Source organism: Paenibacillus sp. H1-7 (assembly GCF_022354825.1).
Taxonomy (GTDB): Bacteria; Bacillota; Bacilli; order Paenibacillales; family NBRC-103111; genus Paenibacillus_S.
In genome coordinates, this window is record NZ_CP031168.1 from 2096990 (window position 1) to 2111918 (window position 14929).

The 14929-nt window shown below is 51.7% G+C and carries 16 protein-coding genes; 11 read left to right on the top strand and 5 right to left on the bottom strand.

Annotation, left to right across the window (positions count from 1 at the left end; all coding sequences use genetic code 11):
• Window positions 1-6: 6 nt before the first annotated feature.
• From yjbM to DVH26_RS09580, 3 genes are all read left to right on the top strand, one after another.
• Window positions 7-810: a GTP diphosphokinase gene (gene yjbM / locus DVH26_RS09570; RefSeq protein ID WP_239633465.1), complete on the top strand. Its 804-nt coding sequence runs from the start codon at window positions 7-9 to the stop codon at window positions 808-810.
• Between the two features lie 12 nt (window positions 811-822).
• Entirely contained in the window at window positions 823-1254 is a 432-nt protein-coding gene (locus DVH26_RS09575) for a DUF309 domain-containing protein (protein ID WP_239633466.1), read from the top strand.
• A gap of 190 nt (window positions 1255-1444) precedes the next feature.
• Complete coding sequence (locus DVH26_RS09580; RefSeq protein WP_239633467.1) at window positions 1445-2773, top strand: ABC transporter substrate-binding protein; 1329 nt, start codon at window positions 1445-1447, stop codon at window positions 2771-2773.
• Window positions 2774-2848: 75 nt separating this feature from the next.
• Here the strand turns inward: DVH26_RS09580 and DVH26_RS09585 are convergent, their stop codons facing one another.
• Window positions 2849-3358, bottom strand: a complete 510-nt coding sequence (locus DVH26_RS09585) for a thioredoxin family protein (protein ID WP_239633468.1) — start codon at window positions 3356-3358, stop codon at window positions 2849-2851.
• 183 nt (window positions 3359-3541) lie between these two features.
• Here DVH26_RS09585 and DVH26_RS09590 point away from each other — a divergent pair, with 183 nt between their 5' ends.
• The 3 genes from DVH26_RS09590 (at window position 3542) to DVH26_RS09600 (ending at window position 7424) form a co-directional block, all read left to right on the top strand.
• Window positions 3542-5164, top strand: a complete 1623-nt coding sequence (locus DVH26_RS09590; protein WP_239633469.1) for a hypothetical protein — start codon at window positions 3542-3544, stop codon at window positions 5162-5164.
• 66 nt (window positions 5165-5230) lie between these two features.
• On the top strand, window positions 5231-6682 hold the full coding sequence (locus tag DVH26_RS09595; protein WP_481857581.1) for an RsmB/NOP family class I SAM-dependent RNA methyltransferase: 1452 nt from the start codon (window positions 5231-5233) through the stop codon (window positions 6680-6682).
• 1 nt (window position 6683) lies between these two features.
• Window positions 6684-7424 carry a pseudouridine synthase gene (locus DVH26_RS09600; protein WP_239633471.1) on the top strand — a complete coding sequence of 247 codons (741 nt, stop codon included), beginning with the start codon at window positions 6684-6686 and terminating at the stop codon, window positions 7422-7424.
• Between the two features lie 119 nt (window positions 7425-7543).
• Here DVH26_RS09600 and DVH26_RS09605 read toward each other — a convergent pair whose 3' ends face one another.
• The gene (locus DVH26_RS09605; RefSeq protein WP_345774046.1) at window positions 7544-7642 is read right to left on the bottom strand and encodes a YjcZ family sporulation protein; all 99 of its coding nucleotides are present in this window, start codon (window positions 7640-7642) and stop codon (window positions 7544-7546) included.
• 242 nt (window positions 7643-7884) lie between these two features.
• Here DVH26_RS09605 and DVH26_RS09610 point away from each other — a divergent pair, with 242 nt between their 5' ends.
• Window positions 7885-8979 (top strand): hypothetical protein, encoded by a 1095-nt coding sequence (locus DVH26_RS09610; protein WP_239633473.1) that lies wholly within the window; start codon window positions 7885-7887, stop codon window positions 8977-8979.
• A 124-nt stretch (window positions 8980-9103) separates the two neighbouring features.
• Here the strand turns inward: DVH26_RS09610 and DVH26_RS09615 are convergent, their stop codons facing one another.
• Window positions 9104-10489, bottom strand: a complete 1386-nt coding sequence (locus DVH26_RS09615) for an RsmF rRNA methyltransferase first C-terminal domain-containing protein (RefSeq protein ID WP_239633474.1) — start codon at window positions 10487-10489, stop codon at window positions 9104-9106.
• Window positions 10490-10633: 144 nt separating this feature from the next.
• Here DVH26_RS09615 and queD point away from each other — a divergent pair, with 144 nt between their 5' ends.
• From queD to queC, 3 genes are read left to right on the top strand one after another with little or no spacing between them, the layout of a single operon-like run.
• The gene (queD, locus tag DVH26_RS09620; RefSeq protein WP_239633475.1) at window positions 10634-11113 is read left to right on the top strand and encodes a 6-carboxytetrahydropterin synthase QueD; all 480 of its coding nucleotides are present in this window, start codon (window positions 10634-10636) and stop codon (window positions 11111-11113) included.
• Window positions 11097-11786 (top strand): 7-carboxy-7-deazaguanine synthase QueE, encoded by a 690-nt coding sequence (locus DVH26_RS09625; protein ID WP_239633476.1) that lies wholly within the window; start codon window positions 11097-11099, stop codon window positions 11784-11786. Before queD ends, DVH26_RS09625 begins: the two co-directional genes overlap by 17 nt.
• Before the next feature lie 50 nt (window positions 11787-11836).
• Window positions 11837-12544, top strand: coding sequence for a 7-cyano-7-deazaguanine synthase QueC (queC, locus tag DVH26_RS09630; protein WP_239633477.1), 708 nt, complete (start codon window positions 11837-11839; stop codon window positions 12542-12544).
• A 244-nt stretch (window positions 12545-12788) separates the two neighbouring features.
• On the opposite strand, the gene DVH26_RS09635 is transcribed toward queC, so the two are convergent.
• Window positions 12789-13223 (bottom strand): helix-turn-helix domain-containing protein, encoded by a 435-nt coding sequence (locus DVH26_RS09635; protein WP_239633478.1) that lies wholly within the window; start codon window positions 13221-13223, stop codon window positions 12789-12791.
• A 173-nt stretch (window positions 13224-13396) separates the two neighbouring features.
• On the opposite strand from DVH26_RS09635, the gene DVH26_RS09640 reads away from it, so the two are divergent.
• Window positions 13397-13603 carry a helix-turn-helix domain-containing protein gene (locus DVH26_RS09640; protein ID WP_239633479.1) on the top strand — a complete coding sequence of 69 codons (207 nt, stop codon included), beginning with the start codon at window positions 13397-13399 and terminating at the stop codon, window positions 13601-13603.
• Between the two features lie 97 nt (window positions 13604-13700).
• On the opposite strand, the gene DVH26_RS09645 is transcribed toward DVH26_RS09640, so the two are convergent.
• The gene (locus tag DVH26_RS09645; RefSeq protein WP_239633480.1) at window positions 13701-14846 is read right to left on the bottom strand and encodes a GGDEF domain-containing protein; all 1146 of its coding nucleotides are present in this window, start codon (window positions 14844-14846) and stop codon (window positions 13701-13703) included.
• Between the last annotated feature and the right edge of the window lie 83 nt (window positions 14847-14929).

Here is a 14929-nt window from a genome sequence, read left to right on the forward strand (position 1 = left end):
TAACGGATGGATGGACGCGATTGGAAAAAGTTTCTGCTGCCTTATGAGCAAACGGTGGAGGAATTAAAGGTTAAATTCAAGACGCTTCGCGGCGAACTGAAAAGCCGCGATGAATATTCGCCGATCGAGTTCGTTACGGGACGTGTTAAAAAAATATCCAGTATTCTGGATAAAGCTAAACGGCTCAACGTCCCTATGGAACAGCTGGAGACGGGGATTGAAGATATCGCCGGCATACGGATTATGTGCCAGTTCGTAGAGGATATCGAAAAGCTCGCCGAGCTGATCCGCGAGCGGGAAGACATGACACTCGTCTACGAGAAGGATTATGTCCGGAATAAGAAGCCGAGCGGCTATAGAAGCTACCACATGATCGTGGAATATCCGGTGCAAACTGCCCTTGGCATGAAGCGGGTGCTTGCGGAAATCCAAATCCGCACGCTGGCCATGAACTTCTGGGCGACCATAGAGCATTCGCTCAACTATAAATACCGCGAAAGCCTGCCCGAGGATGTTATTAAACGGCTAACCAAAGCAGCGGAAGCGGCCTACCTTCTGGATGAAGAAATGAGCAGCATCCGCGAGGAAATCGTGGAATCGCAGCAGCTGTTCGAGGATAAGTCAAATATGGTATCGCGCGTGCTGAATGGGATTCAGGAGCTGTACTTTTACCGCCGCGTGCGCGAGGCGGCTCAGTTCCAGCTGAGGTTTAACGAGCATTGGGAAACGGACGACATGTGGTTTTTCAAGGAGCTGCTGAATGAGATCGAAGAAGCGATTGGGCGGGCCAAAAGAGGACACCAAGGATAGAGGTGTGCGGTGATGAGCGTGAATGGGAGCTATGACCGGCTGTATGTGGAATTCGTCTATTATTTTAATATAGAGCGAGATTACTTCGAGTGCCACGAGGTGATGGAGGAGCTGTGGCTGGAGGAAGGCAGAGCGCCGCTGTATCAAGGGCTTCTGCAGGTTGCTGTAGGACTCTACCATCACCGTAACGGCAACGTCAGCGGGGCGATCAAGCTGTTGACGGCGGCGCTGGAGAAGCTTGAGCCGCTTCGGAGTGACGGTCCCGGCATTGATCTCGTTAAGCTCGTGAGCGACAGCCGCACGTATTTGCAGCGGTTGGAACGGATTACCGTGGAGCCGTTCGATTCTTACGACCTGGATATTACGATTGTTGATCCGGAACTGTCGGCGCTTGTCGAATATTTGCGAAATCATCCTCCTAATCACGGAGAAGGTGAACTATAGAATGGAAAAAAATCCCTGGCAGATTGCGGTCCGCCGGGTTTTTTGCTGTTTTCGGATAATAATTAAGATCAGACACAAATACATGAGTTTGAGACATTAAGTTGGAAACGCTTCCGATATACAATGAAAGAGTCTTGTAACCGTTGTCATAAAGTTGTAATCATTTCATAACAAACCGAGGGGGATTTATGTGAAAAAGCTTTATGTAACTATGCTTGCATTATGTTGTACGGTGTCTTTAGCGGGCTGCAGCGGGAGTGCCAAGCCTGCAGACACGCCGGCCGTGTCAGAAACCAAGCCGAACGATGCGATACCCGAGCTGAGCAAGGACCCGGTCACGGTCAAAATTATGGCCAGCGGCGGCATGTTCTCGGATGATGAGGTTCAAAAATATATCGTAGAGCCGGTAAAGAAAAAATACCCACAAATTACAATTGAACGAATCAATGCATCGGCCTCCAAGCTCCCCGAGCTGATATCGGCAGGTGAAATTCCTGATATCGTAGCCAACTACCCGGGTCCGATGGGCAGCAATCTGGCGGAGTACAAGCTGATTTACAATATGGAGCCATTGATGAAGAAATACCGCTTCGATACGAGCCGGTTTGCTCCGGAAGCATTGGAAACGCTGAAAATTGCGGGCGGACAAGATTATTTGGCAGGGCTTCCTGCTTACACGAACTCGTTTGCGCTCTTTTATAACAAAGATGTTTTCGATAAATTCGGCATTCCTTATCCGAAGGAAGGCATGTATTGGGATGAAGTGGCCGAGCTGGCCAAGCAGCTTACCCGCACGGATAACGGCGTCGCCTACCGCGGTATTTTTCCGGACGGCATCGGACGGATCCAGCAGCAGCTGTCCATTCCTTTTGCCGATTTCAATACGAACAAGTCGCTGCTCGCGAATGATTCATGGAAGGAAGCGTTCACGATCTGGGGATCGCTGTTCAAAATTCCCGGCCTGACCGAAGGGGACTTCGCAGTGCCTAACGCCGGCAAAAACCAAACGGCATTCGCCTCAGGGACACTGGCTATGATCGCAAGCCACAGCAACCTGCTCAACACGCTCAAAACGTCCCCGATCAACTGGGATATGGTCACCTATCCGCAGCACCGCAAAGCGCCAGGCATCGGGCAGCGTCTTGACTCTCCGATCCTGTCCATTTCAGAGCAAAGCAAAGTGAAGGATGCGGCATTCCTTGTGCTGGATACCATCCTCTCCGATGAAGTGCAGAAGGAAATGATGCGAGGCGGACGATTGACGGTGCTCAAGGATGAGAAGCTGCGAGCGGAATTTGGCAAAGGGCTGAAGGAATTCGAAGGGAAAAATCTCGCGGCGATGACCAAGCTGAAGTTCGCAGTCATGACGCCGTTCAAATATTTGCCGGACGGCGAGGTGGATAAAGTGCTGTCCAAAGCATTTAATGCTTACATCATTGACCAGACGGATATGAATACGGCGCTTCGGACGGCCGACGAAGAAATGAACAAGCTTATTCAGGATAAGCTGCGCAAATAGCCGTTGTCAGACGGTACAACGTATGAAAGGACTGCCTTCTCGGGCAGTCCTTTTTGTCAGTTCAACAGGGCACAATCACTGCGCCTTATATTTTTGCAAAAACTGCTTAAACGTGTCCGATGTATGACCTTGCTCGCCAGGGGAAGCGATTCCGCCTTCGATGCGCTCCACTTCTTTGCCGCCTTTATAGTAGATGAGGGTCGGCGTATATTGAATCTTGTATTTGCCCCATCCGTCTTCGAATTCCTGCAGGTTAAACTGCTTGACGTCGACGTTCAGCTCTTTGGTTAACGGCGACAGGATGGGAGTCGTTTTTTTACAGTGCGGGCAGGTGGAGGAGAAGTAATAGAGGAAGAAATCCTCTTTATTGCTCAGCTTCTTGTCCAGATCCGCAGGCAATATGATGTTCTGATAGTTCGGGTCGTCAAGCAGCTTGACGGTTTCGGGGTTCAGCTTGTCCGGAGCGATCCCGTAGACGTTGTCCGCATGCTTACCGTATTTCGCTTTGTCCGACTGCATATTCACGACATACAGCGCCCCGAACAGCACAATGATGATAGATAAATAAATGACGAGCTTCTTCATAAAGTCCCTCTTTCTAATAAGAATAGTAAGCTATCTAGGGCTAAATTCGTCCTGGAAGGCTGATTTTCCTTCATTTATCATACATCAAAAATGAAGGATTTTCGACAAAAGCGTGGAATTATTGAACATGGCGTTTTGGGTACACGGCTTCAGGAATCGGTGAGGAATGCGGGGAATGGCGCTTTGCGGAATTGGGTCAAAAATATGAACTATTATGTATGGCTGCTGCTTGGAATCGGTTTGCTTGCAGCCTTGTTTTATTCGATGTATGCCATCCGGCTTCATGAAGTGTACCGGCCCGTCGCCATTAATGCGGCCAATGCACCTCAGGATCATGCGAAAGTGTTCGTGTCACCGGTTCCCTACGATGTAGTGGAAGATTATAAAACGAAATATCCGGAACTGCCGCAGTATGATTTTGGCGCATTGAACACAGTGAAGTCCAAAGTAAACCGAGGCTTTCTGCTTACGGTCAAGCAGGCTCATGTTATAGGACAATTGAGCGCTCCTGACAGTAAACGGATGGTCTATTTGGTTCGGCGCGAGCACAAGCAGGACGACGGCGCCTGGACTCAGACTGATATCGTAACCATGGAGCCGCAGAGCGGACAGATGGTGCAGCAGCCTGTCGGATTCGCCTATGGCCGTACAGTGGAGCCATTCAGCGAGTCGACGAAGCTATGCGGCTTTCTATCCGATCATGAGGTTGTTTATACTACCGTTGTGAATGCCGATCAGGAATGGGTATACCAGGCCAACGTGTTCGATCTGGAGCGCAAAACCGTGACTCCGCTGATCGAGCTGTTCCGTTATGAGCCGTTGGGAGGCAGCTGGAATCCTCCTGTCCTATATCATGCCGTACTGACCTCGGATAACAAGCATCTGTTCGTTCGCGACAGCATCGGCGGCATGACTCATTACAGCCTATCCACCGGAGCGAAAAAGCAGCTGATCAACGGAACGCAGGAAGTGCGTCCTGGCGAACGATTCGAGCTGCCTAACAGCAGTTTGGCGATATATGGCTTAAACCGGTATCAAAGCGATATGAGCTGGATCGATTTGAACGAAGGAGCGGTGAGACAGCCTTTTGCCGCGGAGCAAGGGTTCATCGATCCGGGAACGGATGCAAAAGGAAAAGTGATGTATTATAATTTTACATATGATCGGGCGCCGGAGCATCTGATGAGCTTCGACAACCGGACGCTGCTCGCTTCCAGCGGGGTGCAGCTTGCCGATTTTCAGGGCAAGAAGCTGCAGCGCTTCGCGTTATCTAAAGAATCGAAGGAGTGCCTGGAATTCGGAGGGTACAGCGAGAGCAAGAACAGCGTTCTGCTCCATAAGTACGTCACCGCAGTCAACAGCAAAGGACAGCCTTACAAAAAGACGCTGCAATGGCTTACCGGCGACATAGCGACAGGCGCGATGTCTGAATTGAGCAGAGTGGACGTCCCGGACGGCTGGGATCGAAGCGAGGTCGTATTCGGCACAATCAGTACAAGCCCTTCTACATCCGCATCGGAGGAGCAGGTTTTCGTCAATTTTGCCGATCGTCTCTATTACATGAGCCATTGGAAAACAAGACAAGTCGCCCTGAAGCAGGAAGACGATGTGATTACGTTTGTCGATGAGCCGAGCAAAAGAGTGTTCGTCAGCTCTTTTACGCGTCCGGATCTCCTGGTTGCAGCCTTCAGCTATAAGAAATATAATTGGGACAATCCGGAATTCGGCTGGCTGAGCGGCGGATGGATGGCCCGTCATCAGACGCTGCCTGAAGGGGACAAATTATTCTTTTTTCAAATCAATTAGTGCATAGTTGCGGAAAGTTGGACATCGAGTATGGGCAATCAGTTGCCTGAAGCATTTATGAGTAAAATGGAACAATTATTGGGAGCCGAGTATCCGGCGTTTCTTGCCTCTTATGATGAGGAACGCTGGTACGGGCTTCGTGTCAATACATTGAAATGCAGCGTGGAGCGGTTTCTCGAATTGACATCCATGCAGTTGGAGCCGGTACCTTGGGCTTCCACCGGCTTTTATTACCGCGAGGAGGATCGGCCCGGCAAGCATCCTTATTATCACGCAGGGCTGTACTATATTCAGGAGCCCAGTGCGATGGCACCCGTTGAACTGCTGGATGTACGTCCAGGCGACCGGGTGCTCGATTTATGTGCGGCGCCTGGAGGCAAATCGACGCAGCTGGCTTCCAAGCTGGAGGGGCAGGGAGTACTGGTAACTAACGACATTCATCCGGATCGGATCAAGGCGTTAGTGAAGAACATCGAGCTGAACGGAGTCCGCAATGCGGTAATTTTGAATGAACGTCCCGAGAAGCTGCAGGTTCCCTTTCGAGGCTTCTTCGACAAAATTTTGATCGATGCGCCTTGCTCCGGGGAAGGGATGTTCCGCAAGGAAGAGGAAATGGCCAAAGCATGGCAGCCGGCTTGGGTCGACCGCTACGCCGGAATGCAAAGAGACCTTCTGAAGCAGGCGGCTGCCATGCTGCGCCCCGGCGGAAGAATGGTCTATTCGACCTGTACGTTTTCACCCGAGGAGAACGAAGAGATGATAGCCGAGTTTCTGCGCGGCCATGCCCATTTTGAAGTCGTTCCGGTTCCTAAGGAGCACGGGCTTCGCCCGGGGAACCCGGAGTGGGTGGAATATGTTGAGTTTGGCTCCGCCCGAGCGGCGGAGGCTGCAAGGCAGGTAGGAGATTCCGTTAGATTGTGGCCTCACCATTTGCATGGGGAGGGACATTTCGTCGCGGTCCTGGAGCATCGGGGGGACAGCGTGCCAGCGCCTACCAAAAAAGAACGGATGCAGGAAGAATGGTTCCCGGGCAAAGGCAAATTCCTGGACAAAAAATCGTTCAAACGGCAAACCGTAGTCGATTTGGAGCCTTTTTACACCTTCATGAAGGAGATGGCGCCGTCCATCCCTATATCCAATATGATTTTGCACGGCGAGTACGTGTATGTTGCTCCTGAAGGTTTGCCTGACCTGAGCGGAATCCGCGTCATCCGTCCAGGCTGGTATATGGGAAGCATCCGGAAGCAGCGGTTCGAGCCGTCCCATGCATTGGCTATGGGATTGCAGAGAGAAGACGCGCAGCGATGGATTTCTTTATCCACTGCTGAAGGAGCCGCCATTCGTTATTTGAAGGGCGAGACGCTGGAAATGACCGAGGAGCAAGTAGAGCTAACCGGCGAGATCGCTAAGAAGAAGGGCTATTGTCTTGTTGGGATCGATGGATTCCCTGTAGGCTGGGGCAAGTGGCTCGACGGACTGCTCAAGAACGAATACCCCCCTGGCTGGAGGTGGACTTAAATTGAAACAAACCATGCGTCTGGACAAGCTGCTCTCGCATGCGGGACACGGTACACGAAGCGAGATCAAAATTCTCGTCAAAAAAGGGCTGGTGCGGGTGAACGATCGTCCAGCGAAAGATAGCGGCGTACAGGTCAATCCGCAAAGCGATGTGATAACGGTGAATGGGGAAGCCGTCCGTTACCGCGAGTTCATATACTTGATGCTGAATAAGCCGCAAGGAGTGATATCGGCTACGGAGGATACACGCGACCGGACGGTCATAGATTTGTTGGATGAGGAAGTTGTTCATTTCAATCCTTTTCCTGTCGGAAGACTCGACAAGGATACGGAAGGACTTCTGCTGCTGACCAATGACGGTAAGCTTGCGCATAATTTGCTGTCGCCCCGCAAGCATGTTCCCAAAACGTATTATGCCGAAGTGGAAGGGATCGTAACGGAGGAAGACGGACAGGCGTTTGAGCGCGGAGTTGCATTGGATGACGATTATGTAACGATGCCGGCGCAGCTCGTCATATTGAAGACGGACAGCTCGGGTTGGTCCAAAATCGAGCTGACCATCATGGAGGGAAAGTTCCATCAGGTGAAAAGGATGTTTCAGGCTGTAGGCAAAAAGGTTACCTTTTTGAAACGATTATCGATGGGACCCTTGCTTCTGGATGAGCATTTATTGCCCGGGGAATACAGAGAGCTGTCGGAGGAGGAGCTGCTTCAGCTGCAGCATGCGACAGCCGTACAGTGAGTTCATTGCAATAGTTAATAGGGTGAAAAAAGACCTGTGCCTTCGCTGCCCGGCAGCGTGTTAGGCACAGGTCTTCTATATTTCAAGGCTAAGAAGCCTTGACTTTGTTGTTTAATGGATTAAAACCAACTTGCGCGGAGAACGATGACCAACAGGATGAACAACACCAAAATGATAGCTGAGTTAGTATAAAGACCTCCAAGTCCGGACATGCTCATTCCTCCCACATTGTAGATTTATCAAATGATCAAGTTCTGCTAGTTAATGCTGCTGCTGCCTTCAGATTGAATTCGCTGCTCTAGGTCACTTGCCATCCGATACTTAATTGTATGTGCTCAGGGATGATTCGTATGGACTCCTGCCTTGGTGCATAGTTTTTGGGCTGAATAGGAAACGCTAGTAAAGGTGGGCATGTATTGGCATGAGCCCAACAATTCGAGGTCCCTTGGAGGCGAAACCATTGACGGATGTTATGCTTAGGCCGGATATGAAGACGGCAGGCGGCGAAGTAAACGATATTTTGTGGAATCATCAGTTTGTCGGCAGCATGACCCTGGTATACCGCGAGGCAGACCGCATTTGCGGAGCGATCCAACTGGAGCAGTCGATGCTTCCCCCTCATGCCAAGCAAGCTGTCATGTCAGCCTTGCAGGAACATGTTCAAGCTCTTATAGACGCTATGGGGGTTGAATCCTGCGATGTGCTGGTGACGTGCAGCGAATACGATCATGTCATATCGACGGACCGGCTGGAGGCCGGTTTCCAAGCGGTAGAGGAAGATTTTGACTACGATTATAACCGGGCGGATTTGGATCGGATTGAACACGAAGATCCCGGGATCATGGACGATTACCTCATGTATGTGGAAGAAGAGCATCCGGCATGGGACGGGTCTTTGCAAGAAGAGCCTGTCGTTACTACAGATCAGGAATTTGATCCGTATTTCGAGCTCGTCATCATGTCAGAGACACGCAATAAGGTCGAGTATCACATTTACGACCAGGAGCAGGAGCTGGTTGCGGAAGTGGACGTTCACGTCCACGGATCGGATGTCAGCGGGACGGTTCACTGGAATGTCGAGCCCGACGAGGACGAGATTGAAGCGGTAACGGAGCTGCTGGTGAGCGACTTCGACGAAGATGAGGTAGACACCTTTGTTCTTCATATGGAATGGGAGCAAGACATTATCGAAACGATTGAATTGACCCATGAGGACTTGTTGCCTGAAGATACGGCCGTGGATGAATGGAACGATCATGAAGATTACACGATCGTCCTAGCCCGCGATGACGGAGATATGCTGACCTATGAAATATATCAGCAGTCTCACGGAGGACTGCCGATCGGAACCGCCACCGTCGATATCAGTTACCGGCAAATTACCGGCTTCATCGATTTTCGCGAGCCCGGTAACGCCGATGACCGAGAAATGATAGCCGAGCTTCTGATGAAGGAGCTGGATAAGGAGAAAGATTACGAATCGTTCAATGTAACGATGCTGTATCAAAATAAGCCGTTCGAAGAACTGATGTTCGAGAGCGATCAGCTTCATTAAACATTGAAAAACACTCCTAGTGCTTTTTGGCAAGGAGTGTTTTTGCAGTTGCTTTGTGCTTGGATGAAGTATCACGTAATGGATTGCCGCTGCGGCTCCACGGATTTGACACGTTTGTTCAAAGTCAAGTGCCCAGCCGGCGCAGGCCTTTCGGGATATGGTTTTTCACCTGGCTGCCGGTGCGCTTGCCCCAGCCGAGAGCGAAGCCGTCGACGGTGACGAGCACCCAGCCGTTATCGCCAGGAGCCTGCTCCAGCGTTTCCCCACGGAGGAAACGGTCGATCTCCGGCGCCTCGGCGGGGAAATCCACCGTCCGCCGCGCGGCGCCCCGCGGCAAAGCCAGTGCCAGCGCATGAGAAGGCTCGATGCGCGCCTTCTTCACCTCGGCCAGGTGCAAGCCCGGCCGGAGCACTTTCAGTCCGTTCAGATAGCTCCTATCGAACGGACAGCCTTGAACCGCGGGCAGCCAGTACAGCTGCTCGCCGAACAGGACGGCTTCTCCCGCAGGGAGCTCGAAGCCGGGCAGCGCATCCGCGGCAAACGCGCGAAAGAGCCGCATCGCCTCCTCCTCGGGACGGGAGGCGGAGGCTCTTTTGCCGGCGGCTTTGCCGCGAGCCTTGACGGCGGCACGGTCGGGTGCCGTCGCGTCTTCGCCGCCCTTGCGCAGCAGGGCGACGAAATGCCCCTCGCCCGCGTGGCGATGGGGCCAGATTCGTTCGGTGCGCAGCAGCTCGAACGAAGGGAACCGCTCGAGCACCGCAGCGACGGTGCTCTCGTTCTCCGACGTGTTGAACGTACACGTCGAGTAAGCGAGCAGGCCGCCCGGCTTCAGCATGGCGACGGCGGCCTGGAGAATGTCCCACTGCCGCGCGGCGCACATCTTCACATGGTCAGGCGACCATTCATCGATGGCCTGCGGGTCTTTGCGGAACATGCCTTCGCCGGAGCAGGGCGCATCCACCATCATCTTGTCGAAAAACAGCGGGAACCGCTCCGCCAGCGGATCCGGCGCCATCTGCGTCACGATGGCGTTGGTCACGCCCATCCGCTCGATGTTTTCGGATAGTATTTTTGCACGGGCGGGGTGGATTTCGTTAGTAACGAGTAGCCCTTCCCCGCGCAGCTTGCCGGCGATTTGCGTCGACTTGCCGCCGGGCGCCGCCGCCAAATCGAGCACGATATCGCCGGGCTTTGGGTCGAGCAGCTCTACGGCGGACATCGCCGACGGCTCCTGAATGTAATACAAGCCGGCGGCATGATAAGGGTGCTTGCCGGGCTTGGACGTGGACGATTCCTTATAATAAAATCCGGTTTCACACCACGGAACAGGTGTCAGTCCGAACTCGTCGGTCATCTCCCGGAGACGCTCCGGTGTCGTCTTAAGCGGGTGGATACGAAGTCCTTGTGTGCGGGGCTGATCATAGCTTGCCAGAAATCGTCCGGCTTCCTCCGGTCCAAGCTGATCTATCATTTGTCGTGTGTACGACTCGGGTAATTGAATTTGTGTCATCCTGCCATTCATGCTCCTTATTAATTTCCTTGGTCCTATTATACAAGTTTCTCCTTATTGTGAGAAGTGAACCGCCCGTGGTATAATGGGGGGATGTTTTTTTTAGCATAATAGATAGGACTTCTGGGAAGAGGTGAAACGGCAGTGGAATACGAAATTCCAACCAAAGTACAAACGCTGGGCTCAGATATTCAGGAGCATCAGCTCAAATATCATGATAGAGAAGTGCTTGTTTCCAAAGAGTTTACGTTTGACAGTGCGCACCATCTGCATTGCTATGAAGGCAAGTGCAAAAGCCTGCACGGCCACACGTACAAGCTGCAGGTGATAATGCGGGGCAAGGTCGATTACCGGGGGATCACGATCGACTTCGGCGACATCAAAAGGATCGCGAAGGAACGGATTATGGACCGTCTCGATCACCGTTACTTGAATGAGGTGCTGCCTCCGATGAATACGACGGCTGAGAATATGGTTGTCTGGATGTACGAGCAGCTGGCCGATGCGTTACGTGCCGAAGGATGGTTCCCGAAGGTAAGACTTGAAGAGGTCAGATTATGGGAGACGCCGACCAGCTATGCAGCGGTCACTGCAGTCATGATGGGGGATGCGGCAAGTGAGTAACGTAAAAATTCCGATGGTCGAAATATTCGAAACGGTCGAGGGCGAAGGAACGCGCGCCGGCTTCCCGACGATCTTCGTCCGCTTGTTCGGCTGCAACCTTCGCTGCACCTGGTGCGATACGAAGTACAGCTATCCGCCGGAGGAGGCGGATCGGGTCATGACGATTGACGAAATCGTCGAGCAGGTTCGCACGTACCGGTCTACGCATCTGTGTCTTACGGGGGGCGAGCCGCTGTTGTACGGAGAGAAGTCGGCTGCCTTGATCGAAGCTCTGCTCGGAATCGAGACGTTGACGGATATTCATATCGAGACGAACGGAGCCATTGACTTGACCCTGTTCATGGAGCGGATTGCTTCGCCTAAGGTTCGTTATATTATGGATTACAAGCTCCCGGATTCCGGCGAGACCGAGGCGATGATCGTTGCCAATTTCGCGAAGCTGCGGAAGCAGGACGAGCTGAAGTTCGTGATTGGGAGCGATAAGGATTTTGACGAAGCCGTACGGGTGCTGGAGCAGTATCCGACCGAAGCGCTGCCGCTGTTCAGCCCGGTATGGGAGACGATGCCGCCGGCTAAGCTCGTACAGCGGATGCTGGATCACGGCTTGTCCCATGTGAAGCTCAATATGCAGCTGCACAAAATTATTTGGGATCCCGCGATGCGGGGCGTGTAGACGCGATCCGGAATGCGATTCATTTTAAGGAAAAAAGGTGTGAACGAACTATGGAAACCAAACCGTCCAAAAAAGCGGTCATCATATTAAGTGGTGGACTGGACAGCACCACATGTATGGGTATAGCCCAGGCAGAGGGGTACGAGCTGTATCCGATCACGTTCGACTACGGCCAGCGCCATAAGGTCGAGCTGGAAAATGCCCGTCAAGTCGCAGAGCACTACGGCGTATCGGCACGCCATAAGGTGATCTCGCTCGGCTTTTTGAAGGAATTCGGAGGCAGTGCGCTGACCGACGAGTCCCTCGAAATTCCGGACATGACCAAGCCAAAGGAGCAGGGTGAAGAAGAGTCCGAGGTGCCGATTACGTATGTGCCCGGCCGTAACCTGCTGTTTCTGTCGATCGCTACCTCTTATGCAGAGGTAACTGGTGCGGAAGCCGTCTACATCGGTGTCAATGCGCTCGACTACAGCGGCTATCCGGATTGCCGTCCGGAGTTTATCCGCAAGGTAGAGGAAGTGATGGCGCTTGCTACCCGGGTCGGAGTAGAAGGGGTGCCGATGCGGATCGAAACGCCTCTCAGCGAATGGACCAAGGCGGAAATTATCCGTGAAGGCATGCGCTTGAACGTTCCTTATCATTTGACGACCTCTTGCTATAACGGCGAAAAGGAAGCATGCGGAGTATGCGACAGCTGCCGCTTGCGTCTGAAAGGCTTTGCCGAAGCCGGAGAAAAGGATCCGATTCCGTACCGTTAACATGAGAAACCTCGATCGAGGCTTCTCAAAGATGTGCGACCTTAAAGTTTTGCTTGGGCAAAACTCGCTTCGTAAGCAAGGCAGGTTTTATCGACAATACGAAAGATCTTCGATAAGCTTTATCGCTTTACCGAACTTAAACTTTCCTATGTGGTAAACGAAAATCCCGCGAGGTAAGCAGCGCCTGATTTCAGCTGCTAGCCTTCGCGGGATTTTTTTTGCTGCAAGTTCATGAAGTTCAAAGTCAATCGTTGCCGAGCCCATCCTCCGTGCTCCCGGTTTCCGTGCCGGCGGCATCTTCCGCTTGCTTCTTATCCCGCCAAAACAGCACCGTTAGCATGCGCTCGATCCATTCCTTATCCTGATCCGTCAGTTCAATTCCGTCGAAGATCAGCTCATTCTCGCGTAAAAACCGGCGCAAATTCACCTTCGGCTTGCTATAAGCATCGGTGTAGCGGAGTTCGTTTTTTTCCAAATAGCCTGCGATCTCCATCAATTCGCCGTAAGGCGTATTCAGGCCTTCAGACAGCTTCATCAGCACATCGGGCGACGGAACCCCTCGGTTACCGTTCTCCAGCTGGGATATGTAGGCTGCCGATACGCCGGACCGGTCGGCGAGCTCCCGGATCGTGAAGCCTTTCAATTTGCGCATGTCGCGCAGCTGCTCGTAAAAATTCATTATCGACACCTGCATTTAGCAAAAGTAAACAAATGAGTAGCGTTATAATGATAACAGTAAACAAAAGTAATTTCAACGAAAGGAGTTATGGATACAAAAGTAAACAATTATCATTGCATAAGCAAACAATAGTGAGTATAATGGGAAATAACGGAAAGAGGAGGGGACACGCCTTGAAAATCAGAACGAAGTCTCAAGCTTTTGTAAGAGCCAGAATCATTAAGGGGATGTCGCAGCGGGATTTAGCCAGAGAGATGGGGCTGAGTCCGTCCTACATCAGTCTGCTGGAACGTTCCGTCAAGACGGTCGGACCGGCTACAGCCAAAAGGCTGTGCGATTTGCTCGAACAGCCTTTGGACGATTTGTTTGTAATTGAATAGCGGGAGGGAGCGGTCTCGCGTCATTTCATCCCTATTGCTTCAAGGAGGAGGCCGTCAATGGATGCAAATGGAGCGGAAGACCTCATAGCTTTAAGCTTTAGCTGAATGCGACAACTTTGTTTTTGCCGCTGGTCTTTGCCTTGTACATGGCTTCGTCCGCCTGCTTGATCAGCTCGTCGGCAGTAATATTTTTACGGAAATGACTGAAGCCCATGCTCACCGTCACGATCGTTTCGGCTTCTACTCTTGCCCGTATCCGCTCAGCAAGCTCCGCCGTATCGACCTCGGTATCCGTCACCAGCACAACCATCTCCTCGCCGCCGTAGCGGCCGCATACTCCGATAGGCTCCGCTTCCTCCTTGACGATTTGCGCTACCTGCTTCAGCACCAAGTCTCCCATATGATGGCCTTTCGTATCATTAAGCTTCTTGAAATTATCGATATCGCTGAAGATAACGGACACTTTCAATTGTTGGGCAATGTGTTGAGAAACCCGGTTGTAAAAATATTTGCGGTTGTACAGCTTGGTCAACCCATCCGTGATCGAAGAGTTGTATATCGCCTGCATGATCTCGATGATCCGCTCAAATATGAACAAAAACAAAACGAGATGAAACGCCATCGGAATGAGCTGCTCGAATTTGGTCAGCACGATTTGGCTGCTGCCGAACAAATACATATTGGCCATATGAATCATATGGGAGCAAAAGTACAGCGTCAGCATGAGCTGATATTTGCCGTTTTGTCCGATTCTGGGGTTGATTAAGATGAAGCTGACGAAAATAAGCAGAAATAAGAACAGCTCCATCCCGAGCGGCTGCATCAACAGCACTTGGTCTCCGCTGCCTTGAAGCCATACCGGTATATACCAATAGGATACGGCTACGAACACTGTTGCCGCCGAACAAACAATAAATACGATCGTGTCCTTCCACTTGGTCGGATTGTACAGCTGATAAATTCCGGTGTTCACGAGCAGGAACGATACGACCTTCAGCAGGAGCGCGATGAATGTTGACGTGTCGCTCTGTGTCTCTGTAAACTCGAACGCTATCAATTGGGCGTATTGTATGATCAAAATAATTAATGACAGCATAAGCGAAAAATACCCGATTTTGCGCCGGCTTAGGAGCAGCCTGACCGATGCGAGCAGCGTAACAAGTAAAATCGAAATAATCATCGTATAGCTGATGATGGTACCCAATGTACCGAGCCATAGGTCGGAAAAAGTAAGATCGTTCATCTAGGAATAGAGCCCCCGCAATCAACCGGAATATAGGTATATTATAGCAAACTGCCGTTCACATTTGTTATAAATCTAATAGA

Coding starts and splice junctions, on each gene's coding strand:
- yjbM (WP_239633465.1), top strand. CDS start 7: ATGGATGGACGCGATTGGAAAAAGTTTCTGCTGCCTTATGAGCAAACG.
- DVH26_RS09575 (WP_239633466.1), top strand. CDS start 823: ATGAGCGTGAATGGGAGCTATGACCGGCTGTATGTGGAATTCGTCTAT.
- DVH26_RS09585 (WP_239633468.1), bottom strand. CDS start 3,358: ATGAAGAAGCTCGTCATTTATTTATCTATCATCATTGTGCTGTTCGGG.
- DVH26_RS09595 (WP_481857581.1), top strand. CDS start 5,231: ATGGAACAATTATTGGGAGCCGAGTATCCGGCGTTTCTTGCCTCTTAT.
- DVH26_RS09605 (WP_345774046.1), bottom strand. CDS start 7,642: ATGAGCATGTCCGGACTTGGAGGTCTTTATACTAACTCAGCTATCATT.
- DVH26_RS09615 (WP_239633474.1), bottom strand. CDS start 10,489: ATGACACAAATTCAATTACCCGAGTCGTACACACGACAAATGATAGAT.
- DVH26_RS09625 (WP_239633476.1), top strand. CDS start 11,097: ATGCGGCAAGTGAGTAACGTAAAAATTCCGATGGTCGAAATATTCGAA.
- queC (WP_239633477.1), top strand. CDS start 11,837: ATGGAAACCAAACCGTCCAAAAAAGCGGTCATCATATTAAGTGGTGGA.
- DVH26_RS09635 (WP_239633478.1), bottom strand. CDS start 13,223: ATGAATTTTTACGAGCAGCTGCGCGACATGCGCAAATTGAAAGGCTTC.
- DVH26_RS09645 (WP_239633480.1), bottom strand. CDS start 14,846: ATGAACGATCTTACTTTTTCCGACCTATGGCTCGGTACATTGGGTACC.